General features: G+C 45.2%; 22 protein-coding genes. 10 read left to right on the top strand and 12 right to left on the bottom strand.

Annotation, left to right across the window (positions count from 1 at the left end; translation table 11 throughout):
• Positions 1–59: 59 nt before the first annotated feature.
• From H5073_RS13960 to hisG, 9 genes are all read right to left on the bottom strand, one after another.
• Positions 60–1,037 carry a transposase gene (locus H5073_RS13960; RefSeq protein WP_182680175.1) on the bottom strand — a complete coding sequence of 326 codons (978 nt, stop codon included), beginning with the start codon at positions 1,035–1,037 and terminating at the stop codon, positions 60–62.
• A gap of 254 nt (positions 1,038–1,291) precedes the next feature.
• Positions 1,292–1,960, bottom strand: coding sequence for a bifunctional phosphoribosyl-AMP cyclohydrolase/phosphoribosyl-ATP diphosphatase HisIE (gene hisIE, locus H5073_RS13955; protein WP_182680174.1), 669 nt, complete (start codon positions 1,958–1,960; stop codon positions 1,292–1,294).
• Positions 1,961–1,989: 29 nt separating this feature from the next.
• A complete protein-coding gene (gene hisF, locus H5073_RS13950) occupies positions 1,990–2,763 on the bottom strand; it encodes an imidazole glycerol phosphate synthase subunit HisF (RefSeq protein WP_182680173.1) in 774 nt (257 codons plus the stop codon).
• Positions 2,745–3,509 (bottom strand): 1-(5-phosphoribosyl)-5-[(5-phosphoribosylamino)methylideneamino]imidazole-4-carboxamide isomerase, encoded by a 765-nt coding sequence (hisA, locus tag H5073_RS13945; protein WP_182680172.1) that lies wholly within the window; start codon positions 3,507–3,509, stop codon positions 2,745–2,747. Before hisA ends, hisF begins: the two co-directional genes overlap by 19 nt.
• Complete coding sequence (hisH, locus tag H5073_RS13940) at positions 3,506–4,216, bottom strand: imidazole glycerol phosphate synthase subunit HisH (protein WP_182680171.1); 711 nt, start codon at positions 4,214–4,216, stop codon at positions 3,506–3,508. Before hisH ends, hisA begins: the two co-directional genes overlap by 4 nt.
• A gap of 3 nt (positions 4,217–4,219) precedes the next feature.
• Complete coding sequence (gene hisB, locus H5073_RS13935) at positions 4,220–5,287, bottom strand: bifunctional histidinol-phosphatase/imidazoleglycerol-phosphate dehydratase HisB (protein ID WP_182680170.1); 1,068 nt, start codon at positions 5,285–5,287, stop codon at positions 4,220–4,222.
• Between the two features lie 64 nt (positions 5,288–5,351).
• Positions 5,352–6,410 carry a histidinol-phosphate transaminase gene (gene hisC / locus H5073_RS13930; protein WP_182680169.1) on the bottom strand — a complete coding sequence of 353 codons (1,059 nt, stop codon included), beginning with the start codon at positions 6,408–6,410 and terminating at the stop codon, positions 5,352–5,354.
• Positions 6,397–7,728 carry a histidinol dehydrogenase gene (gene hisD, locus H5073_RS13925; RefSeq protein WP_182680168.1) on the bottom strand — a complete coding sequence of 444 codons (1,332 nt, stop codon included), beginning with the start codon at positions 7,726–7,728 and terminating at the stop codon, positions 6,397–6,399. The genes hisC and hisD overlap by 14 nt, the downstream gene beginning before the upstream one ends.
• A gap of 4 nt (positions 7,729–7,732) precedes the next feature.
• Positions 7,733–8,632: an ATP phosphoribosyltransferase gene (gene hisG, locus H5073_RS13920; RefSeq protein WP_182680167.1), complete on the bottom strand. Its 900-nt coding sequence runs from the start codon at positions 8,630–8,632 to the stop codon at positions 7,733–7,735.
• Positions 8,633–9,238: 606 nt separating this feature from the next.
• Here hisG and H5073_RS13915 point away from each other — a divergent pair.
• The 8 genes from H5073_RS13915 (at position 9,239) to rnd (ending at position 18,117) form a co-directional block, all read left to right on the top strand.
• The gene (locus H5073_RS13915) at positions 9,239–11,128 is read left to right on the top strand and encodes an ATP-dependent DNA helicase (RefSeq protein ID WP_182680177.1); all 1,890 of its coding nucleotides are present in this window, start codon (positions 9,239–9,241) and stop codon (positions 11,126–11,128) included.
• 44 nt (positions 11,129–11,172) lie between these two features.
• Complete coding sequence (tsaB, locus tag H5073_RS13910; protein ID WP_182680166.1) at positions 11,173–11,877, top strand: tRNA (adenosine(37)-N6)-threonylcarbamoyltransferase complex dimerization subunit type 1 TsaB; 705 nt, start codon at positions 11,173–11,175, stop codon at positions 11,875–11,877.
• A 109-nt stretch (positions 11,878–11,986) separates the two neighbouring features.
• Complete coding sequence (locus tag H5073_RS13905) at positions 11,987–12,328, top strand: hypothetical protein (protein ID WP_182680165.1); 342 nt, start codon at positions 11,987–11,989, stop codon at positions 12,326–12,328.
• Positions 12,321–13,004: a M50 family metallopeptidase gene (locus H5073_RS13900; RefSeq protein ID WP_182680164.1), complete on the top strand. Its 684-nt coding sequence runs from the start codon at positions 12,321–12,323 to the stop codon at positions 13,002–13,004. Before H5073_RS13905 ends, H5073_RS13900 begins: the two co-directional genes overlap by 8 nt.
• Before the next feature lie 115 nt (positions 13,005–13,119).
• Positions 13,120–13,989, top strand: a complete 870-nt coding sequence (locus H5073_RS13895; protein ID WP_182680163.1) for a class I SAM-dependent methyltransferase — start codon at positions 13,120–13,122, stop codon at positions 13,987–13,989.
• Positions 13,990–14,100: 111 nt separating this feature from the next.
• Positions 14,101–15,012 (top strand): alpha/beta fold hydrolase, encoded by a 912-nt coding sequence (locus tag H5073_RS13890; RefSeq protein ID WP_182680162.1) that lies wholly within the window; start codon positions 14,101–14,103, stop codon positions 15,010–15,012.
• 208 nt (positions 15,013–15,220) lie between these two features.
• Positions 15,221–16,894, top strand: a complete 1,674-nt coding sequence (fadD, locus tag H5073_RS13885; protein ID WP_182680161.1) for a long-chain-fatty-acid--CoA ligase FadD — start codon at positions 15,221–15,223, stop codon at positions 16,892–16,894.
• Positions 16,895–17,001: 107 nt separating this feature from the next.
• The gene (gene rnd / locus H5073_RS13880; RefSeq protein ID WP_182680160.1) at positions 17,002–18,117 is read left to right on the top strand and encodes a ribonuclease D; all 1,116 of its coding nucleotides are present in this window, start codon (positions 17,002–17,004) and stop codon (positions 18,115–18,117) included.
• A gap of 60 nt (positions 18,118–18,177) precedes the next feature.
• Here rnd and minE read toward each other — a convergent pair whose 3' ends face one another.
• From minE to minC, 3 genes are read right to left on the bottom strand one after another with little or no spacing between them, the layout of a single operon-like run.
• Positions 18,178–18,438 (bottom strand): cell division topological specificity factor MinE, encoded by a 261-nt coding sequence (gene minE, locus H5073_RS13875; RefSeq protein ID WP_182680159.1) that lies wholly within the window; start codon positions 18,436–18,438, stop codon positions 18,178–18,180.
• A gap of 2 nt (positions 18,439–18,440) precedes the next feature.
• A complete protein-coding gene (gene minD / locus H5073_RS13870) occupies positions 18,441–19,250 on the bottom strand; it encodes a septum site-determining protein MinD (RefSeq protein ID WP_011496070.1) in 810 nt (269 codons plus the stop codon).
• A 26-nt stretch (positions 19,251–19,276) separates the two neighbouring features.
• Positions 19,277–19,942, bottom strand: a complete 666-nt coding sequence (gene minC, locus H5073_RS13865; protein ID WP_182680158.1) for a septum site-determining protein MinC — start codon at positions 19,940–19,942, stop codon at positions 19,277–19,279.
• Positions 19,943–20,064: 122 nt separating this feature from the next.
• On the opposite strand from minC, the gene H5073_RS13860 reads away from it, so the two are divergent.
• Together H5073_RS13860 and H5073_RS13855 are read left to right on the top strand one after the other, a co-directional pair.
• Complete coding sequence (locus tag H5073_RS13860) at positions 20,065–20,352, top strand: YcgL domain-containing protein (protein WP_182680157.1); 288 nt, start codon at positions 20,065–20,067, stop codon at positions 20,350–20,352.
• Positions 20,353–20,413: 61 nt separating this feature from the next.
• Complete coding sequence (locus H5073_RS13855) at positions 20,414–21,418, top strand: lytic transglycosylase domain-containing protein (protein ID WP_182680156.1); 1,005 nt, start codon at positions 20,414–20,416, stop codon at positions 21,416–21,418.
• Positions 21,419–21,444: the final 26 nt, after the last annotated feature.

Below are 21,444 nucleotides of genomic sequence, written 5' to 3'. Positions count from 1 at the left end.
TCCATCGAAGGAGAATGAAGTATTTTGTGTGCAGTTAGTGACATAACAAAGCAAAGTGCTTAACTTGCTGCTATATATTGGCAAGCGTGGCAGTAATGTCGCCTTCGTTTTTCAAGGTGTTCACAATATGTGGTGAGTTCTTGCAATGTGCCTACTGGGCCTTTGAATAACTTGCCAAATTCATTGATGATTTTAAGCCAGTTATCGGCAGGGATATTGAGCCGAACTAAGATGCTGTGACTGCTCGGGCTGATACGGCCTCTTTTATCATTTCGGACTGCTTTGCCCGTATCATCCACCAGTTGCAGATAGCCTTTAAGATGAAATGTCAGCCCTTTCGGCATGTCTTTACGTTCATTGCCCACAAAAGGCAACAGCGCTTTGGGTTGAGCGCCATTTAAGGCGGCGGTGATCCGGCGTTTAATGCTGGTAAAGTCTGAAGTTTCAGGGGTTTTGGCTATCTTTGAGCGGATGGGATTGAGGTCAACATACACCATGCAGGCAAGGACTGCGGCTTCATCAAGTAACGCTTGAGATTTAAATCGGCCTTCCCAGAAACGACCTGTGCACTCATCTTCTTCATTGGCTCTGCGGGCAATAGGTTCATTTAAGGCTCGCATAAACCAAGAAATATCGCTTAAACGGCTGCGATACAGGGCAATGTTGTGGGTAAGCTCCAGCATTTCATAATCTTCAAGGGTTTCACTCTTGGCAAATTTTTGAGTAATGTCAGTGCCTTTAAACAATTGATGCCACTGATTTATCACTTCAATATCTGTCCAACGGTTGGCTTGGTAAATGTCGATACTCAGCACAACATGCAAATGGTTACTCATCACGGCATAAGCTGCAACGTCGATGGCAAATACCCCTGCTAGTTTAAGTAATTGAGCCTCAACCCAACCCCGTCTGTGGTCATAGTTTTTACCAGAGAATTTATCATCGCCGCAGAGATAGGCTCTTCTCACTACACGGCTACAACAATGGTACATGGGCGTATCTTCGACACTTACCTGACTTCTTCTAGGGCGCGGCATAAGCTCACCTTCGTTAATGTCTGTCCAGAGTGTAAGCCTAGTTCAAAAGCGAGTAAGCTTCCATGAAAGTGGATGGCACCATTAATTCTATTTACAGGTATATTTATCCCAGCATTTTAAACGAACAGAGGGTTAAAAGTGAGTTGTGGCATTTTTGAGAACGACGCAATGTAATAGCAAATCTTTGAGCCCTTTCACGCTCCTTTTTTACAAGTGGGAAAGGGCTCATGTTACGCTACTCTTATTGGGCTCAGTTATGCTTTGGTTTTTAAGTGCCTTTGCATTAAATTTTTGGTGACAAGCTCCATGGAAAGATCCTGATCTTCAAGTAGCACCAATAAGTGATACATGAGATCTGACGCTTCATTCACCAGCTCTTCTTTGTCGTGTGTCGCTGCGGCAAGGGCGGTTTCTAAGCCTTCTTCACCGACTTTTTGCGCAATTCGCTTAGTGCCCGCCTTAAACAAGGATGCGGTATAGCTTGAGTCGGCATCTTGGCCTTTACGGGAAATAATCAAATGAGTGAGATTATCCATAAACGTATGGGCCTTGCCATCAAGCCAGCAACTTATCGTGCCCTTGTGGCAGGTTGGGCCATTAGGAATAACTTGCACCAGTAAGCTGTCGTTATCGCAGTCTTTGTCGATTGCAATCAGTTCAAGGGTATTGCCTGAGGTTTCCCCTTTGGTCCACAGCCGCTGTTTTGAGCGACTAAAAAAGGTCACTTGTTTAGTGGCTAAGGTTTTCTCGAGCGCCGCTTTATCCATGTAGCCTAGCATCAATACTTTGCCGGTTAAGTGGTGCTGTACTATTGCAGGTACTAATGCGGGTACTGATGCAGAAACTGATGCTGGTGCTAGCCCAGCTTGGCCTTGTAGTTTGTCCCAGTCTAGGCTTGAACTGTCGAATGTGATGTCTGTCATCTGAGTTCTCTTTTCGTTAAAACTGTATGTTATAGACGTATGGCTATTTGATTGGCGTGCAAATATTGCTTTAACTCACCAATATCAATAATGCCTTTATGAAACACACTGGCGGCAAGGGCTGCGTCAACGTGAGCTTGTTCGAACACAGCTTTAAAGTGTTCCATGGTGCCGGCCCCCCCTGAGGCAATAAGCGGCACATCGCAAATGGCGCGCACCCTACTGAGCTGTTTGATGTCATAGCCGCCGCGCACGCCATCTTGATTCATGACGTTTAATACTATCTCGCCGCAACCGCGTTTTTGCACTTCTTCAACCCAATCTTGGGTATACCATTGGGTGTCCTTGGTGGCAGCTTCATCACCAGTGAACTGTTTCACTTTATAGCTATTGGAGGCAGCATCAAAAAAGGAGTCAATGCCAATCACTATGCACTGACGGCCAAATTCATCTTGTAGGCGCGATATTAAATCGGGATCTGTCAATGCTGGCGAGTTAATGGAGATTTTATCGGCGCCAAAGGCGAGCTTTTCCCGTGCTTGCGCTAGGGTTTTAATCCCGCCTGCAACACAGAAGGGGATATCAATTTGCTCTGCAACCCGGCTTACCCAAGATTTATCGATAACCTTGCCATGGGCACTGGCACTGATGTCATAAAATACGAGCTCATCGGCGCCTTCTAAGGCATAACGAGCCGCTAGAGGCACTATATCGCCGACAATTTCGTGATTGCGAAACTGCACTCCTTTAACCACTTTGCCATCTTTTACGTCAAGACAGGGGACTATGCGTTTGGCCAGCATTGTATTGCCTCCTTAACGGTAAATTGATTAATGAGCAGGGCTTTACCGATAATGATCCCAGCGGCTTTACTGCCCTTTATCGCGTTAACATCATCAAGGGTTGCAATGCCCCCAGAGGCTTGCCACAGGATAGTTGGGTAAGTGGCTGCAAGTTCGGTGTAAAGCTTGGTGTTGGCACCAGTTAAGGTGCCATCACGGCTAATATCGGTGACTAAAGCATGCTTAAGGGCTGTATTTTTACTGTCTGATTCACTGCCTGGGCGTTCAAACTCGGCCACCAAGGATTCAAGTGTTTTACCGCCAGCGGACTGCCAACCTGATACCGCGACAATTTTTTCGCCGTTCGCGTTAATGTTGACGTCAAGGGCTAGGCAAATGGCATCACTGCCGTATTTGTTGAGCCAGCTTTTCACAAGCTCTGGCTCTTTAACGGCTAAGGAGCCTATTACTACTCGTTTCACGCCAATGTTCAGCAACTCACTAACTTGCTGTTCGGTTCGAATACCGCCGCCCACTTGAATGTCCACATCAAGGCCTGCGACTAGCTCACTTATCAACTTAATTTGGCGCTGGTTTGGATCTTTAGCGCCGGTTAAGTCGACAATGTGCAGCAGTTTTGCCCCTTGGTCTTGGTAAGACTTAAGCTGTGCCAGCGGGCTTAAATCAAAGGTGGTCTTTTTGTCGTAGTCACCTTGGTATAAACGCACCACTTGGCCGTCAATTAAATCAATGGCTGGAATAATCATTGTGGCGCCTCCACGTTTAACTGATTGTTTAACTGCATGTTCAACCCGGTTTTAAGCCCCAGAAGTAAAAAGTTTTGTAAAATTTGTGCGCCCACTTTGGCGCTTTTTTCTGGGTGGAATTGCACCCCAAAAAAGTTGTCCTTGCCTATGGCGGCGCTAAAGGCTTCGCCATAAGTGCTGGAGGCGATAGTGTATTCGCTGATGGGCGCCCGGTAGCTGTGGACAAAATACACATAGCTGCCATTGTCTATGCCGATAAAAAGTGGATGACGCTTTTCTGTGTCAGGCAGTTCAATTTGATTCCAGCCCATGTGCGGCAGGGGCAGACCTTTACTGTCTAAGTCGCCAATCTCAGTGGGCACGAGTCCTAAACAGGCAATACTTTTATCGCTGCGATTACCATGTTCATTAGACAAGGATGCCAGCATTTGCATGCCAAGGCACACCCCCAACACGGGCTGAGTTAAGCTTTTAATCAGCTCGATTAAGTGCTTTTGTTTTAAGGCATCCATAGCAGCCCCAGCGGTACCCACCCCTGGAAGCACCACTCTGGCCGCATTTTTGATCACATCCACATCAGCGCTAACAACCACATTGGCATTTAGGCGTTCAAAAGCAAACCGCACTGAGGATAAGTTGGCGCAACCCGTGTCGATAATGACGGTTAAATCAGTATTTTGCGTGATACTTTTTTTAAAGTTTGCCATAAATTACAAGACTCCTTTACTGGATGGCAATTTATCACCTTCTACTTTCACCGCTTGGCGAAGGGTGCGACCTAAGACTTTAAACAGGGCTTCAACCTTGTGGTGATCGTTATCACCCGTGGAGCCTATGTGCAGTGTGCAGCGCAGGCCATCGGCGAAGGAGCGGAAAAAGTGCGGCACCATCTCTATGGCCATTTCGCCGACCATTTCACGTTCAAACTCGGCATTAAATTTAATGAAAGGGCGGCCTGAAATGTCCAGCAAACATTCGCCGCTGGCTTCATCCATGGGCAAGCTAAAACCAAAACGTGCGATACCGCGCTTGTCCCCTAATGCCTTTCGAATGGCATCACCAATGGCAAGGGCCGTGTCTTCTACGCTGTGGTGATCATCAATTTCTAAATCGCCATCGACCTGCACGTCCATTTTAAAGTTACCGTGGGTTTGAATTTGATCTAGCATGTGGTCAAAAAAGCCAATGCCGGTGTCAATCTTGCCTTTGCTTTGGCTGTCTAAGTCTATGGTGACCTTGATGTCGGTTTCTTTGGTGGTGCGCACCACGGTCGCCACCCGGCCTTTACTTAATAGCGCGTTAGTAATCGTGTCCCAATTCAGGGTTTGACGGTCATATTGATAACTTTTGATGCCCATGGCATTGGCAAGCTCAACGTCGGTTATCCGATCGCCAATGACCGCAGAGGTGGTAAAATCCACTTTACCTTGAGTTAAATAATCTTTGACTAAGCCAAGCTTGGGTTTACGGCAACTGCAGTTATCTTGATTAAAGTGCGGGCAAATCACCACATCATCAAACACCACACCTTGGCTTGCAAAAATTTGCATCATCATGTTGTGAGGCGCATCAAAGTCTGCCTTGGGGAAGGATGAGGTGCCCAAACCGTCTTGATTGCTGACCATGACTAAGCGAAATCCGGCTTTTTGCAATTTGAGCAGTGCAGGGATGACCTGTGGTTCAAACACCAGTTTTTCTAAACTGTCTAACTGTTTATCTATGGCGGGCTCTTCTACTAAGGTGCCATCTCTGTCGATAAATAAAATATTCTGTTTCATGCTAGTGACCTTAAACAATAGGGCGATGATTAGTTTTGTCTTTCTGGTTAGTTTTCTGAGCGTTTTAGTTCACTTTAGTAAAGAGCGAGATAATCGCATCGGTATCTTTTTCTGAGGTGAAGCTAAAGCGTATCGCATCCCTAAGGCGTGGATCTTTATAGGCCCTAGCAACAATGCCAGCATCTCTTAGCATAGTGGCGACATTGGCCACATCATCAAATTGAGCCAGCACATAGTTGCCCTTGGCGGAGAGTACCTTGGCACCATAGGCGCTTAGCGCATCGCTTAAGCGCTTACCTTGCTCAATTAGACAAGCAACTTGCGTGCGCATAGTGTCTATGCCCGTTGGACTTAAGGCTGATACAGCAAGCTCAGATACTGGCAATGGCACAGGGTAGGGCGCGATGACCCGCATCACTAACTCAATCACTTCATCATTGGCTAGCATAAAGCCGCAGCGGGCACCGGCTAAGGCGAAGGCTTTAGATAAAGTGCGCAGTACCACAAGATTAGGGTAGGAATCCAATAAATCCGCCACGCTGTATTCAGGGCAAAACTCGATATAAGCTTCATCAACAACCACTAAGGACTCAGGTGCTGCTTGGATGGCTTGCTCTATGTCAGCTTTTGCAATCACAGTGCCGGTTGGGTTATTGGGATTACAAATAAACACGATTTTGGCCTTGCCGACTGTTGCTTGCTGGATAAGAGCAGGCCACAGATCTGGTAACTGATAATCATGGGTTAAGCTAAGTGCGATGACGCCGACGTTAAAGGTGGCTGCACTGATGGCATACATGCCATAAGTGGGGCCAAAGCAAGCGATGCTGTCTTTTCCCGGCACACAAAAGGTGCGAATGAGTAATTCAATGGCTTCGTCGGCGCCGCGGCTCGCGATAATCTGGCTTGGTTTAACGCCAGAATAGCGGCTATAGGCATTAATTAATTCTGCTGGCTGACATTCTGGATAACGGTTCACCTTGTCTAAGTCACTATTATTAAAGGGGGACTCATTGGCATTGATCCAAATGTCCCCTTGGCCGCCAATGCGTCTAGCACTTTGGTAGGGGGTTAAGCTCAGTAATTCAGGCCTTGCAAGGGCGCGTGGATTAAAGCGTGTCATAGCGTTTTCCCTCAGTGGCTAACCCGTCATAGGCTAAAGAATCTAATCGCAGGGCAATGGCATTTTTATGGGCATCTAACAGCTCATTTTCAGCCAGCACCATCACCGTCTTGCCTAGCGTTTGCAAACCTTGGGGGCTAAGCTCTTGGACGGTAAAACGGCGACTAAAGTCAGCCAGTGACAAACTTGAAACCGAGCGGCTATAACCATAGGTGGGCAGCACGTGGTTAGTGCCGCTGGCATAATCCCCAACAGATTCAGGGGTGTAAGCGCCTAAAAATACCGAGCCTGCGCCGCGAATTTGCTTAAGTACCTCACGGGGCTTAGCCGTTTGAATAATTAAATGCTCTGGGCCATAGCGATTGGACACTTCGGCGGCCTGTTCCATATCACTGACAATGATGCTGCGACTGCATTCAAGGGCTTTTGCGGCGATATCTTTACGGCTCAACTGCGCTAGTTGCTCGGTTAATGCCATATTCACTTGCTCTGCCAGTAACTGGGAATCTGTCACTAGCATGACTTGTGAATCTTCGCCGTGCTCAGCTTGAGACAATAAATCCGCGGCAACAAAACTAGGATTGGCGCCACTGTCTGCAATCACTAGCACTTCGGATGGACCCGCTGGCATATCGATGGACACGCTAACTCGGCTATCTTGGGACACTAAACGTTTAGCTTCAGTGACATAGCGATTACCTGGGCCAAAAATTTTATCTACATTGGGGATAGACTCTGTGCCAAAGGCTAACGCAGCAATGGCCTGTGCACCGCCCACCTGAAAAATATCCGTAATGCCGCACACGTTAGCAGCATAAATAATGGCATCGTTAATGGGCGGCGGGCTCACCAGTATGCGCTTCTCGCAGCCGGCAATTTTTGCAGGTAGGGCGAGCATCATCACGGTTGAAATCAGCGGCGCAGTGCCGCCAGGAATATACAAACCCACACGTTCAATGGGCTCACTTCTAAGCTCACAGCGAATGCCCGCTTGGGTTTCTATATCAACCCCTTGAAACACCTGCGCCCGGTGAAAGCTTTCAATATTGCTCACAGCTTGGGCTACCGCTTGTTTGACATCTAAACTCACACGATTGCAGGCGGCAGTGATTTGCTCAGCCGTCAGTGCAAGCTCCGTGAGCTCAACACCATCGAAACGCTTGTTAAAGCGTAATAAAGCCGCATCGCCTTGGTTGCAGATCTGTTCAATAATATCCCGCACGCTTTGCAAGGCACTTAAGTCACCAATTAAGGGGGAGCGCGCTAAGGTTTGTTGCTGTTGTGTACCAGATAACCTATTCCAATTAAGCATTTTCATCAGCTTACCCCATCATTTTTTCAATGGGCATCACTAAGATGGAGCTAGCACCTAGGGCCGTTAATTGCTCCATGGTGTCCCAGAATAAATCTTCAGTGCTGACGGCGTGGATAGCCACGCGGTTGGTATCATCATTTAATGGCAATACTGTGGGGTTTTCCGCACCGGGTAGCAGGGCGATGATTTGTTCTAAGGTTTCAGTTGGGGCGTGCAATAAGATGTATTTACTTTCACGGGCGCGGATAACGCCGTTGGCACGGGAAAGAATTTTATTGATTAGCACCTGTTTTTCCGCTGTTTGCGCTTCATTAGACTGAATAATGCAAGCACTTGAGCGGTAGATAACCTCGGTTTCATACAGGCCGTTGGCTTCTAAGGTTGCGCCAGTTGATACTAAGTCGCAGATGGCATCAGAAAGCCCTGCACGAGGCGCCACTTCCACCGAGCCTTTAAGCATGCAATCGCTGTAGTTTATGCCTTTTTCAGCCATAAAGCGGCGTAATAAATTAGGGTATGAAGTAGCAATGCGAAGGCCGCTAAGGGAGGTGACATCTTGATAGTCAAATTCATTGGGCACGGCTAAAGACAGCCGGCATGAACCAAAATCTAATTCCCGCAACTTGATGAAGGTCGATGGCTTATTTAGGGTTTGACGCTCAATTTGCTCTTCTTCCAGTACGTTCTCGCCAATGATCCCAAGGTCAACCACGCCGTCCATCACAAGCCCCGGAATATCATCATCACGGACCCTAAGTAGATCGATAGGCATGTTGTCTGCGTGGGCAATTAAGCGCTGTTCGTTAACGGTGAATTTTACCCCACAGCTTTTAAGCAATTGCTGAGACTCTTTCGATAAACGACCCGATTTCTGAATGGCGATACGTAAACGTTGTGTGCTTGGCATAGTGTTGTCCTTCAAGTAAATTAGTTAAAAGCTATTTATAAGTTGTTGCTTATGAATCGTGCTAAATCATTTATTTGAGGGGCTTTATGGGCTATTGGCGATGTTATTTTTGACACCAGATAGCAAAAAACCCCTGAAATTCCTTCCAGGGGTTTTGTGTTATATAAATATATCACCGCCAGAAGGATACAGTCCTTCGGCAGTAAGCATCCGAAGGCTACCGCATAGGGTGATGATGGTGCATGCTAGTCTTCAGTAAGTTCATGGGATGCTCGCTTTGGCTATTTATTAATTATTTAAATTCGTTGTTTTATGGCCTGCGATTAAATGGCAGTTCCATAACTGAGTTAAGACACTAACCCGATTTTTTTTTGAATGCAATAGCTGATGACGAGCTTTTTATTATTAAGGCGTTAACATGAATGATTTTCACTTTGCCATATGGCCTACTCGCATTAAGCCAAACTTTGCCATATGGCCTACTCGCATTAAGCCAAAATGAGCAAAGCGATTGGCAGTTTACCGCTAACTTAAGCATAATGACGCCAATATTGTTTATTGGTAGTTATCTTGGCTTCACATCTTTTATCACAAGTGTCAGCGGTCATGGGGCCAAACGGTGCCTTGTCTCGCCACGTGCTTAAATACCGTAGCCGTCAGATCCAAATCGATATGGCGCTGGCTGTGTGTGAGGCGATAGAGCACAAGCAAAATTTGGTGGTAGAAGCGGGCACTGGGGTGGGTAAAACCTTTGCTTATCTTATCCCCGCGCTCCTGAGTGGCAAACAAGTGCTGCTAAGTACAGGCAGTAAAAACCTTCAAGATCAATTGTTTTATAAAGATTTACCCGCACTACTTACCATGCTGAAATTGCACCCTAAGCTCGCCTTGCTCAAAGGGCGCAGCAATTATTTGTGCCAGCTGCGTTTACAGCAAGCCATGGAATATGCCAGTCGCAATAGCGAGCAGGCGCTGGATCATTTACTGAAAATTTCCCAGTGGGCCAGCGTAACCAAGGACGGTGATATCGGCAATTTAACCACAGTGCCAGAGCACAGTAATGTGATTGAAACCGTGGTGAGCACAAAAGAAAGCTGCACTGGCAGTCACTGTGGCCATTATGAAGCCTGCTTTACCCGTAAAGCCCGTCTCAGAGCCATGGAGGCCAAGGTTATTGTGGTTAATCATCATTTATTTTTTGCCGATAAACTGCTTAAAGATACCGGTTTTGCAGAGATACTGCCTGATGCAGATATTGTGATATTCGATGAAGCCCATCAATTGCCGGATATCAGCATTCGCTATTTTGGCCAACAGTTTTCAACTAAACAGATTACCAGTTTGCTGGCTCATGTGATGGACATTCAGCGCCAAGAGCTAGGGGACACGATTCAAATCAGTGAGTGTTGCCAGCAAGCGGGACATGCACTCAGCCAATGGCTTGCAGCCCTTAATCAATCTCAACTAACAGATTGGCGTAATGCCTTAAAAGATAAAGTAATATCTCAGCTATCATGGGCATTGTTGTCGGCGTTAACTCAAATAAGTCAACTGCTTTTACATCATCTAGGGCGAAGTGCAGCGCTTGATCTTGCCGTTGAGCACCTGCAAGCGCTTACGCCAAAACTTGCCGCCTTTTTTGAATGTAATGACGTGCAAGCGGCCTACAGCGTGGCACTCAATCGTGGCGGCGCCATGTTAAGTATTTCACCCATAGATGTGGCTAAACAATGCCAGAGTTTATTTGCAACCGATACACGCTGGATTTTCACCTCGGCGACCCTGCAGATGGAGCGCTCCTTAGGGCACTTTTGCAAGCAAATTGGTCAGGCTAAGGCGAGGCAACTCATTATGGACAGCCCGTTCGATTACCCAAAACAGGCACTTTTTTGTGTGCCGCGGCATTTAGCTAAATCTGCCCAAGGGTCGCAAACAGCCAAGCAGCTGGTGGATATTTGCGTGCCTGCCATTAATGCCGCCAAAGGACGCACTTTTGTGCTATTTACCAGTCATCAGATGTTAGAACAGGTTGCTGTATTACTTAGAGCGCGGGTGAATTATCCCTTATTAGTGCAAGGGCAAGGCAGTAAGCAACATTTATTGGATAAATTTAAACTGTTAGGCAATGCGGTGTTACTGGGTACTCAGAGCTTTTGGGAAGGGGTGGATGTGCGCGGCAGGAATTTAAGTTGCGTCATCATAGATAAATTACCCTTTGTGCAGCCAGATGATACCTTGTACCGCGCAAGAGCTGCCAATGCTGAGCGCCAAGGGCTTGATCCTTTTAGCCATATTTCATTGCCCCAAGCTGTGATAAGCCTCAAGCAAGGCGTTGGGCGGCTTATTCGCGATGAAAGGGACGCAGGGGTGCTCATCTTGTGTGACAATCGCATCGTCAACCGTGCTTATGGGCAAGCTTTTGTGCTGTCTTTACCGCCAATGAGCCGCACGCGGGATTTAGATAAGGCGCTGCACTTCTTAAAACAGATCCCATAAGTTATCATTAGCGCCATTATTAGTATTTTTTAGATTTGGTTTTCATGACGACACAAATAACCTCAAGCATTCTAGCCTTAGACACCTGCACCGAATCTTGCTCTGCTGCACTGAGTTATCAGGGCCAAGTGTTTTCTCGCATCGCTGATGCCCCTAGGGAGCACAGCCAGCGTTTACTGCCCATGATAGATGAAGTGTTAAAAGAGGCGGGCGTGAATTTGGCTTCACTGGACGTCATCGCTTACGGCCGCGGTCCTGGGAGCTTTACCGGTATTCGCATTTGTACCAGCATGACTCAAGGGTTAGCGTTAGGGCAAGATTTGCCAGTGATAGGTATTTCCACACTGGCAGCCATGGCACAAATGGCTATTAATGAACATGGTGCTAAGCAAGTGTTGTGCGCCATCGATGCGCGCATGAATGAAGTCTATTGGGCGCAATTTGTGGATGCCAATGGCATTGCAGTTTTAGTGGGGAAAGAGCAAGTCAGTTCACCTGACTTAGTTGAATTTACTTTGGATAACAGTCACGAGACTCAGGCCTGCGGCACTGGGTTTGATGCATATCCTCAGTTGCTTAACTTAGGTAACATTGAGCGCTTAATTGAAGTGAATTTCCCCGATGCGCGTGCCATGTTAACCTTAGCTCAAGTGGGCATAACTGCAGGGCAGACCACAAGTGTGGATGATTTAGCCCCTGTGTATCTGCGAGATACTGTGACGTGGAAGAAATTACCCGGTCGTGAATAAATGTGCGTGTTTTAGGCATATTTTACTGCTATATTTTCTGAGCTATGTCTATTTTGAGTTATAGCGTGATCTATTGGATGATTAAGGCTGTGCGAACCTAGGCGAGAAGATGCAGGCAAATTTACATACTATTTCTGTTCCCCAGTCTAGTCTCAGCCAAGCGGTTGCGGCTAATCGACCGGCTGCGCCTACTGTTCCAGCGGTTGAAAATGTGTTGTTGCCACCTCAGACCAGTAATGACGCAGCGCCTCAGGTTTTGCAAAGTGAAACTCAGCCCCAAGCGTTAAGCTCAGATGAGTTAGCCATGATGCAACTCAAGCGGGATGCAAAGCTTGAATACGATAACAACACTCGTACTCAACAAGGGGCCATCGCCAGTTATTTAAACACTCAACATGCCGCTAAACGTGATGAAATTCAACAAATGGTAGGTATCGACCTTTATGCCTGATGTTGGCCCTGCTATTAGCGTTATCCCCAGCCGTTCGCGTTTTTTGTTCGAATTAATCACCGCCTTCGTAATGACTCGTGTGCCTTATCTTAGTGTGCCTTTTAAGTGGCTGGAAAGTTATTTTCATGAAGTTTCTCATGGTGTTGGCGCCCTATTAACGGGGGGGGCCGTAAGTCATATTCAGTTGTTCCCCAATGGCGCAGGACTTTGTTTCACTCAAGGGGGCAGTCAAGTGGTGACGGCATTTGCCGGTTACTTTGGTGCAGCGTTGTGGGGCTGGTTAATTTTTTCTTTAGCAAACTCAAGGATCAAAGCCAGAGCAAGCCTTGGGATATTGGGCTTTTGCGTCTTGATGTCTTTGGTGCTTTGGGCTAGAGATTTACTCACAATTGTAATTCTTTTCAGTTTGTTAATACTGTTCTTACTGCCGCTTAAATTACCAAACTGGGCTGGTTTACAGTCCTTGCTACGCATGTTAGGTTTGATGGTTATTCTCAATGCCATGGCAAGTCCTATGGTGCTATTTGGCCTAAGCGATCAAGGAGATGCGGTTAAACTTGCCGACCTTACTTGGATCCCGGCTGGATTGTGGGTATTGGTCTGGCTTGCTTCAAGTGCAACAATTTTATGGTTTTGCTGGTCTAGTGTGAGTCGTCATAATCAAAAACAGCAATAATAGCGAACAGCACAAAAATAGTGAAAGTGCTAAGCGAGTGGTTAGCTTGCTGTAATGAATCATGGGGCCAATTTTATACACAGATGATTTTTGGAATGGTTTTTAAGGATAAATAATGAATATTACATCGAACACATTAACCCTAGCTGCAATGGGAGTCCTACTTGGGCTTATCAGCACCGCAACTATGGCTCATGCTGACGGCCATTTAACTGCCGCAACTCAAGGCGTGAACGTCAATACTCAACTTATGGCGGCGGTGAATAGCAGCGTCAGGAAAAAAGACAATACTTTACGCGATCAATACCGTCACCCCGCAGAAACCTTAGCTTTTTTTGATGTAAAACCTACAGATACCGTGATAGAACTCTGGCCTGGCACTGGTTGGTATACTGAAATTTTAGCGCCATATTTGGCGAAACAAGGCCATTATGTTGCCGCAGGATTTGAGACTGAACCTAAACAAGACACCCCAGGGAATAATTTCCGTGCTAAGGCGGGTAAAGCCTATCAAGCGTGGTTAACTGATAATAAAGCTCAGCTTGGACCTGTTCACAATGTGGTGCTAGATCCTCCTTCGCGCTTAACTTTGGGCACGCCTGAGTCTGCCGATGTGGTATTGACCTTTAGAAACCTACATAACTGGGCGATGCAAGATCAGTTAGAAGGGGTATTTACTGCAGCTTATCAGGTGCTTAAGTCCGGTGGCACTTTTGGTGTGGTTGAACACAGAGCCAAACCTGGCATGAAAGCTGAATCAGGTTATATGGATCAAGCCGCTATGGTCGCTTTGGCAAATAAAGTGGGCTTTAGCTTAACCGACAGCTCTGAAGTTAATGCTAATCCTAAAGACACTAAAGATCATCCTAAAGGCGTGTGGACCTTGCCGCCTCGTTTAGCCTTAGATGCCCAAGATAAAGCTAAGTATCTGGCTATCGGTGAGAGCGACCGTATGACCTTGAAGTTCATTAAAGTCGCACGTTAGACCTAAGCAAGTGGTTAACACTGTCTCTGGGTTAGCCACTGCTTTACCTCTGTATGAGTCTGCATAAACGTCTATTCGCTGTCCCATCACTGCATAACTATGGGGTCGATAATGCCCGCACATTCCACATCTACTGCTTTAACATCAGTGTCCTTAACGCTTCAGCTTGAACATATTCAATTAGGTGCTAAACGTTACGGCATGTCAGATAAGCCTATTATTTTAGCCTTGCATGGCTGGCTTGATAATGCTGACAGTTTTGCGCCATTGGCTGAAGCGATGAGCGATAATGGTTTGTTGGATGAGTTTCAATTATTGGCTGTCGATTGGCCAGGTCATGGCTTATCGGAACACAGAAAAGGGGCTTATCCGCTGCACTGGATTGATTATATATATGATTTAGATGTGTTGATTGAACACCTTCAGCAAGGAGATAAGACGCAGAAGATCTTGCTACTTGGGCACTCGTTAGGCGGGATTATTGCATCGGCTTACAATGCCAGTTTCCCCGATAACGTGTCACAGTTAGTATTGATTGAAGCCTTGGCGCCTCTGTTTGAATCCGTAGAGAAAGCCAAGATAAGACTGCAAAAAAGTATAGCGCAACATAAAAAATTCAATCTTAATCGTGACAAACCCACAAATTTTCATCCCGATTTAGCATTACTCAGCCAAGCTCGGCACAGGTTAACAGGCTTAGCTGTCCCTTGGTGTGAACTATTAATGGCCCGAAATACAGAATTAACACTTAATGGTTACCGATGGCGTAGCGATCCACGGCTTAAACTGGATTCAGCCTACCGATTTACTTTCGAGCAAGTCGACGCCCTAATGAGCAGCACCCATACGCCAAGCTTAGTTTTACTGGGTGAAAATGGTTTCGAGCAACTCAAGCAACAAACACAGACTATGGCTAAGTGGTTTGATAATGCCAAACAAGTGCAGCTAAAGGGGGATCATCATCTTCATATGGGCAATGCCACTGGGGTTGCAGCTGCGATTTCTGATTTTATCCATAGATAAATCACTAGAGTTTTTTATCTATTTATGTGATTATGGGCACAAATTAAAACGGCCGTATGATTAAAGCCGTGACCCAGATTACAAATAATAACAACACTGCGTCAGCCTAATAACGACCTAAAATAGCATTATCCTTGGCGCGGACTTACCACTCATTTACGTCTGCTGACAGAACAAAGTGTCAGGGCGGTGACATTAGGAGAGACAAGTGATTAAGCCTTGGATTAATAACTTGCCAGAAAACGTTCCAGCGGAAATTGACCCTGAGCATTTTTCGTCATTAGTAACCATGTTTGAATCGGCAGTGTCTAAATACGCTGACCAACCCGCGTTTATCAATATGGGTGCAACCATCACCTATCGCAAACTTGAAGAGCGTAGTCGCGCTTTTGCCGCCTATTTGCAAAATGAACTTAAACTCAGTAAGGGCGATCGTGTCGCCTTGATGATGCCGAATTTATTGCAATACCCCATCGCTTTATTTGGTGTGCTTCGCGCTGGCATGGTGGTGGTTAACGTCAACCCTTTGTATACCCCGCGTGAATTAAAGCACCAACTGGTGGATTCAGGTGCGAAAGCCATAGTTGTGGTATCGAACTTTGCTAAAACCTTGGAAGAGGTGGTGAGTGAGACCCCAGTCGAATCGGTTATTATTACTCGCCTTGGGGATCAGCTAAGTGCACCTAAGCGTACGTTAGTTAACTTCGTGGTGAAGTACATCAAAAAGTTAGTGCCTAAATATGATTTACCTCATGCATTATCATTTCGAGATTCGTTAACTAAAGGCCGCAGACTGCAATACATCAAACCTGAGATAAAAAGCGAAGACTTGGCCTTTTTACAATACACAGGGGGGACTACTGGGGTATCAAAAGGCGCGATGTTGTCTCATAAAAATGTGGTCAGTAACGTGTTGCAAGCTAATGGTGCCTACTCACCTGCTTTGGCTGATGGCAAAGAATTTGTTGTTACTGCATTGCCGCTGTATCACATATTTGCGTTAACAGTTAACTGCTTGTTATTTTTGCATAAAGGCAGCCAAAATCTACTTATCACCAACCCAAGAGATATTCCTGCGTTTGTGGGAGAACTGAAAAAATACCCATTCACGGCCTTAACTGGGGTGAATACCTTATTTAATGCGCTAGTGAATAATAGTGATTTCACCAGTTTGGATTTCTCTCGTTTGAAACTGTCTATTGGTGGGGGCATGGCGGTTCAAAAAGCGGTTGCTGAAAAGTGGCAATCGATAACCCAAACCCGTTTGTTGGAAGGTTATGGCCTAACTGAGGCATCGCCTTTAGTGACTTGCTGTCCGTATAATTTGAGTGGTTACAATGGCTCTATTGGTTTTCCTGCACCTTCAACCTTGATCCAAGTGCGTGATGATGCTGGCAATGAACTTGCCCAAGGTGAACGCGGCGAGCTGTTTGTTAAAGGTCCACAGGTGATGGATGGTTATTGGCAACGCCCAGAAGAAACCGCGAAAGTTATCGATAACAACGGCTGGCTGTCCACTGGTGATATAGGCTACATGGATGAAAAAGGCTTCTTTTTCATTGTTGACCGTAAAAAAGACATGATTTTAGTGTCAGGTTTTAACGTATTTCCTAATGAAGTTGAAGATGTGGTTGCCTTGCATCCCAAAGTGGTTGAAGTGGCTGCTGTTGGCGTGCCTAATGACGCCAGCGGTGAATTGGTAAAGATTTTTGTGGTAGCTAAAGATAAATCATTGACAGAAGATGAGCTAATTAAGCATTGTCGTCACCATTTAACGGGCTATAAAGTCCCTAAACTGGTAGAATTCAGAGACGAATTACCAAAAACCAATGTGGGTAAAATTTTACGCCGTCAGCTCAGAGATGAAGCGAATACAGCATAAAATAACAGCCGGCAATTGCCGGCTTTTTTAATGGAATATTATGCATCGCCAAGGCCTTACCCATACAGTCAGTGTTTTACAGCCTATGTTTTTATGCGGAGAGTATTTTGTTAGCTTTCGAATATATCAGTGACGATGCCAGCTTACGGGCACTTGTTGAACAGTACCAATCTAGCCCTTTATTAGTCCTTGATACTGAGTTTGTGCGCACTCGCACCTATTATGCAAGATTGGGATTGATCCAAGCTTATGATGGCAAGACATTAGCCTTAATCGATCCGGTCGCGATTGAAGATTTATCCCCTTTTTGGCAGTTGTTAATTGCACCTCATATTACTAAATTAGTGCATTCTTGCAGTGAGGATTTAGAGGTCTTTGCTCACTATGGCAATTGTCAACCAGCGCCTTTGTTTGATAGCCAAATTGCGGCCAGTTTAGCAGGATTAGGCCATGGGCTAGGCTATGCCAAATTGGTTCAAGAGTGCTTAAATGTTGAGATAGACAAAGGTGAGTCGCGCACGGACTGGATGAAGCGTCCGCTTTCTGAGGCCCAGCTGCAGTATGCCGCTAACGATGTATTCTATTTATATCGTCTTTATCCTCTGTTGCTTGAAAAGCTTAATGCTAATGGCCGCGTGGACTGGCTACTTGAAGAAGGCCTGCGCATGACTGAAGATAGGTTGTCGTTGCCAGATGGGGAGAGCGCTTACATCAAAGTAAAGAATGCTTTCCAGTTATTGCCTGATCAATTAGCGTATTTGAAAGTGATGAGTAAATGGCGTCTAGAGAAAGCCTTAGCTAAAGATTTGGCTTTAGGCTTTGTGGTGAAAGATCATGCCTTAATTGCTCTAGCTAAGAAACAGCCGAGCAGCATTGCTGAACTTAATCGCATGAGTGAACTAACTGAGCAAGAAAAGCGTATTCACGGTCGCGATCTTATCCGTATTTTAGCCACCGCAGATCTTGATAATTTACCTGAACAACTCGATGTTATCGCATTAAAGCCTGGCTATAAGTCGACCTTTAAAGAAATAAAAAATACCATCACTGAACTGTGTGAAGAGTTAGAAGTGCCGGTAGAATTTTTAGGCTCTAAACGCCTTATTCATGAGTTTTTATTGTGGTTATGGCAAGGTAAAACCACGGCTATGCCATTATTGCTGACAGGGTGGCGCGGAGCTATCGTGGCTGATGTGCTAGCAGAGTTCAGTTTTTCGCAATAAAATAATAAGCAAAATATACATTTAAGGCCCATATAATGGGCCTTAAATGTATTTTAGCGATTATTTTGAGTCTGGCAGAGTGACATTAAGCTCTAAGACAGACAAGTTGTCATCATTCTGATCTAATTGCACGGACACTTGGTCTTCAGATATCTGTACATATTTACGGATCACTTCGATAATTTCTTGCTTCATTTTAGGCAAATAATCAGGTGCACTGCGGCCGTTGCGTTGATGCGCCACAATGATTTGCAGACGCTCCTTGGCTAAGCTTGCTGTGTTTGGTTTTTTTGTACTTCTGAAATAATCGAGTAATGACATAATTAGCTACCAAATATCCTTTTAAGAAACCCTTTCTTCTCCTCAGAAACAAATCTGAAGGCTACCTCTTCACCAAGTAGTCGTGCCACGGTATCACTGTAAGCAAGGCCTGCATCACTTTCTTGATCGATAATCACAGGTACACCTGAGTTTGATGCCTTAAGCACAGCTTGTGATTCAGGAATAACGCCTAAAAGGTTAATCGCCAAAATGTCATTAACATCTTCAACGCTAAGCATTTCACCGGTTTTTACTCGAGCAGGAGAGTAGCGGGTTAACAATAAGTATTCTTTAATGGGTTCAAGGCTCATTTCAGCACGGCGTGAACGGCTTTGCAACATGCCTAAAATACGGTCAGAGTCTCGAACTGAACTGACTTCAGGGTTAGTGGTCACAATGGCAATATCAGCGAAATAAAGCGCCATCATCGCGCCTTGTTCAATCCCAGCAGGGGAATCACAGACGATAAAGTCAAAGTCTTTACTTAAATCATCTAATACGCGGCCCACGCCTTCTTTGGTTAAGGCATCTTTATCGCGGGTTTGTGATGCAGGCAATATAAAGAGCTTATCGCAACGCTTATCTTTAATTAACGCTTGATTTAGGTTTGCTTCACCATTGATGACATTGACAAAGTCATACACGACTCGGCGTTCACAACCCATGATTAAATCAAGGTTTCTTAAGCCAATATCGAAATCGATAACTACGGTTTTGTGACCTTTAAGGGCTAAACCAGTAGCAATCGCTGCACTCGATGTTGTTTTACCCACACCGCCTTTACCTGAAGTGACAACAATAATCTGTGCCATGTTTATCTCTATCCTTTTAGTTGCCTTTATTGAGGCAATGTTTCGACCATTAACGACTCACCATCACGACGGATGCAAGCGCGCTTATCTAAACTGTGTTGTTGTAAGTGTTCTGCTAACCAATATTGTCCTGAAATAGATACGAGTTCTGCTTCAAGAGAATTAGCAATGATCACACTGTTGTGATCCCCAGCAGCACCCGCCATGGCTTTTCCCCTTAGGGCGCCATAAATATGAATACTGCCATCGGCGATGACTTCTGCGCCATTACCTACAGCACCAAAAATAACTAAATCAGCATTTTTAGCGTATATTTGTTGTCCAGAACGCACATTTTGCTTCACGACTTTGGTTTCTCGTTGCGGCAAAGGGGCTGTTGTTGCTTGCTTTCCCGATTTTATCACCGCAAGACCTAACGCTCTTGCTTGATCGATTAATGCTGCACTTGCTTCTGTGATACCGACAATAATAAGTTGCCTATCGATAAGCAAGGATTTTAATGCACTAAGATCTAAGTCGTGTTTTTCAACGGCTTTAAGATTTATCACTAAGGGCGCGCCGATAAAAAATTGTGGTGCCTGAGACAGTTTTTGATCCAGTTCTGCAGCTAAGGCAATGAGATCATGATTTTTGATATGAAGTACTGACAGAGTAAAAGAAGTGGCCTTTAACTCGAGACTTTGTTTGCTCATCTCGGTACTTTTCCCTAAAAATTGTGCAGTTCAAAACTGAATTAGAATTATTTTATTAATTGACCATGTTATAGTGTGCAATCTTGAGTAGCAAGGTTGAACCTTGGGAAATTTATCTTAAAATGATTTGTACAGTTTATAAAAGTCGCCGAAAGGCTGATACCTATTTATTCGTTGAGAAACGAGATGATTTCACTTCTGTCCCTGAAGCACTGATGGAGATGTTTGGTCCGCCGCATTTAGTGATGTTGGTGCCATTATCAAAGCGCACCAGTTTGGCGATGGCAGATATTGAAAAAGTAAAAAATGAGCTTAAGGATAAGGGATTCTACTTGCAATTACCGCCACCTAAAGCCAATTTACTCGAAGAACACAAATTAAGTTTAGGGATAGATAAATACGCACTATAGTAAATAGTCTTGTGAGTTAATTTAATTTGCGTCGATTGAAAATATGAGATCAGGATGATTTATGTTTTGCAAGTCCGTAGCATTATTTTGCGCTTATTTTCTTTACTGTAGTCTTGCCTTGGCACAAGTTGCCTTAGGGCAAGAAAATGCAGTGAACTTCGCTGAATATTTATCAGGGCTTAAGCGTGTGGCATTAGAAGCTAATGTCTCTCCGATGACAGTAGCGCAGCATTTCCCTAAAATTAAGCCTTTTAAACGTGCTGTAAAATCCAGCCATTCTGTTGATTACACCAATCTTGAACAATATATTCCAGCATCCGTTCCCGATATTTTAGTTAGCACAGGGCGTGTATTTTACCAAGCAAATGAACGTGGTTTTGATCAAATTGCGGCTAAATATGGAGTGCAACCACGATTTCTTATCGCCCTGTGGGGATTAAGTTCTGACTTTGGTGAACGCCAAGGGCATTACCCTGCATTATCTGTATTAGCGTCATCGGCATTTGAAGCCAATCAAACTGGGCAAGTTAATCACTACGGTGAGCTATTTTATGTGGATGAATTTATTGCAGCCCTTAAAATCTTAGAGCGCTACCCCTACCGTTTCGAGCAACTGACTAGCAGTCAGCAAGGCACTATGGGCCACATGCAAATTCGACCTAGCCAATTTCTTGCCTATGCTAAAGACGGTAGCGGGGATGGCTATATTGATATTTGGCATGACATTAACGATGCCATGGCAACCACTGCCAATATGCTTCAAGGGATAGGCTGGCAAGCTGATTCGACTTGGGGACGGCAAATTAAGGCGACTCAAGGCATCAATGAACACGACATCAGTCTTGCAATGCAAAAGCCCTTTACTGAATGGCAGCAACTTGGAATTCGACGCTTTGATGGTGGTGACTTACCTAAGCGTGATGATATGAGAGCTTCTCTACTGGCACCAGATGGTACTAATGGGCGCCTATATTTGGTTTATTTTAATTACCGCGCTTTAAAACGGGTCAATCAAGATGACAGATATTTATTAGCTGCGACTTATTTGTCAGAAAGGATTAAATAATACTGCCAGATCCGTGTATTATGCGG

Source organism: Shewanella sp. SR44-3, assembly GCF_014163735.1.
GTDB lineage: Bacteria > Pseudomonadota > Gammaproteobacteria > Enterobacterales > Shewanellaceae > Shewanella.
Note: the sequence above shows the minus strand (reverse complement) of the source record. Positions and strands in the feature narration are given on the sequence as shown.

Coding starts and splice junctions, on each gene's coding strand:
- tsaB (WP_182680166.1), top strand. CDS start 11,173: ATGACGACACAAATAACCTCAAGCATTCTAGCCTTAGACACCTGCACC.
- minD (WP_011496070.1), bottom strand. CDS start 19,250: ATGGCACAGATTATTGTTGTCACTTCAGGTAAAGGCGGTGTGGGTAAA.
- hisG (WP_182680167.1), bottom strand. CDS start 8,632: ATGCCAAGCACACAACGTTTACGTATCGCCATTCAGAAATCGGGTCGT.
- hisIE (WP_182680174.1), bottom strand. CDS start 1,960: ATGACAGACATCACATTCGACAGTTCAAGCCTAGACTGGGACAAACTA.
- hisD (WP_182680168.1), bottom strand. CDS start 7,728: ATGAAAATGCTTAATTGGAATAGGTTATCTGGTACACAACAGCAACAA.
- H5073_RS13895 (WP_182680163.1), top strand. CDS start 13,120: ATGAATATTACATCGAACACATTAACCCTAGCTGCAATGGGAGTCCTA.
- minE (WP_182680159.1), bottom strand. CDS start 18,438: ATGTCATTACTCGATTATTTCAGAAGTACAAAAAAACCAAACACAGCA.
- H5073_RS13855 (WP_182680156.1), top strand. CDS start 20,414: ATGTTTTGCAAGTCCGTAGCATTATTTTGCGCTTATTTTCTTTACTGT.
- H5073_RS13900 (WP_182680164.1), top strand. CDS start 12,321: ATGCCTGATGTTGGCCCTGCTATTAGCGTTATCCCCAGCCGTTCGCGT.
- H5073_RS13860 (WP_182680157.1), top strand. CDS start 20,065: ATGATTTGTACAGTTTATAAAAGTCGCCGAAAGGCTGATACCTATTTA.
- H5073_RS13890 (WP_182680162.1), top strand. CDS start 14,101: ATGCCCGCACATTCCACATCTACTGCTTTAACATCAGTGTCCTTAACG.
- hisH (WP_182680171.1), bottom strand. CDS start 4,216: ATGGCAAACTTTAAAAAAAGTATCACGCAAAATACTGATTTAACCGTC.
- hisB (WP_182680170.1), bottom strand. CDS start 5,287: ATGAAACAGAATATTTTATTTATCGACAGAGATGGCACCTTAGTAGAA.
- H5073_RS13960 (WP_182680175.1), bottom strand. CDS start 1,037: ATGCCGCGCCCTAGAAGAAGTCAGGTAAGTGTCGAAGATACGCCCATG.
- H5073_RS13905 (WP_182680165.1), top strand. CDS start 11,987: ATGCAGGCAAATTTACATACTATTTCTGTTCCCCAGTCTAGTCTCAGC.
- H5073_RS13915 (WP_182680177.1), top strand. CDS start 9,239: ATGGGGCCAAACGGTGCCTTGTCTCGCCACGTGCTTAAATACCGTAGC.
- hisA (WP_182680172.1), bottom strand. CDS start 3,509: ATGATTATTCCAGCCATTGATTTAATTGACGGCCAAGTGGTGCGTTTA.
- minC (WP_182680158.1), bottom strand. CDS start 19,942: ATGAGCAAACAAAGTCTCGAGTTAAAGGCCACTTCTTTTACTCTGTCA.
- hisF (WP_182680173.1), bottom strand. CDS start 2,763: ATGCTGGCCAAACGCATAGTCCCCTGTCTTGACGTAAAAGATGGCAAA.
- hisC (WP_182680169.1), bottom strand. CDS start 6,410: ATGACACGCTTTAATCCACGCGCCCTTGCAAGGCCTGAATTACTGAGC.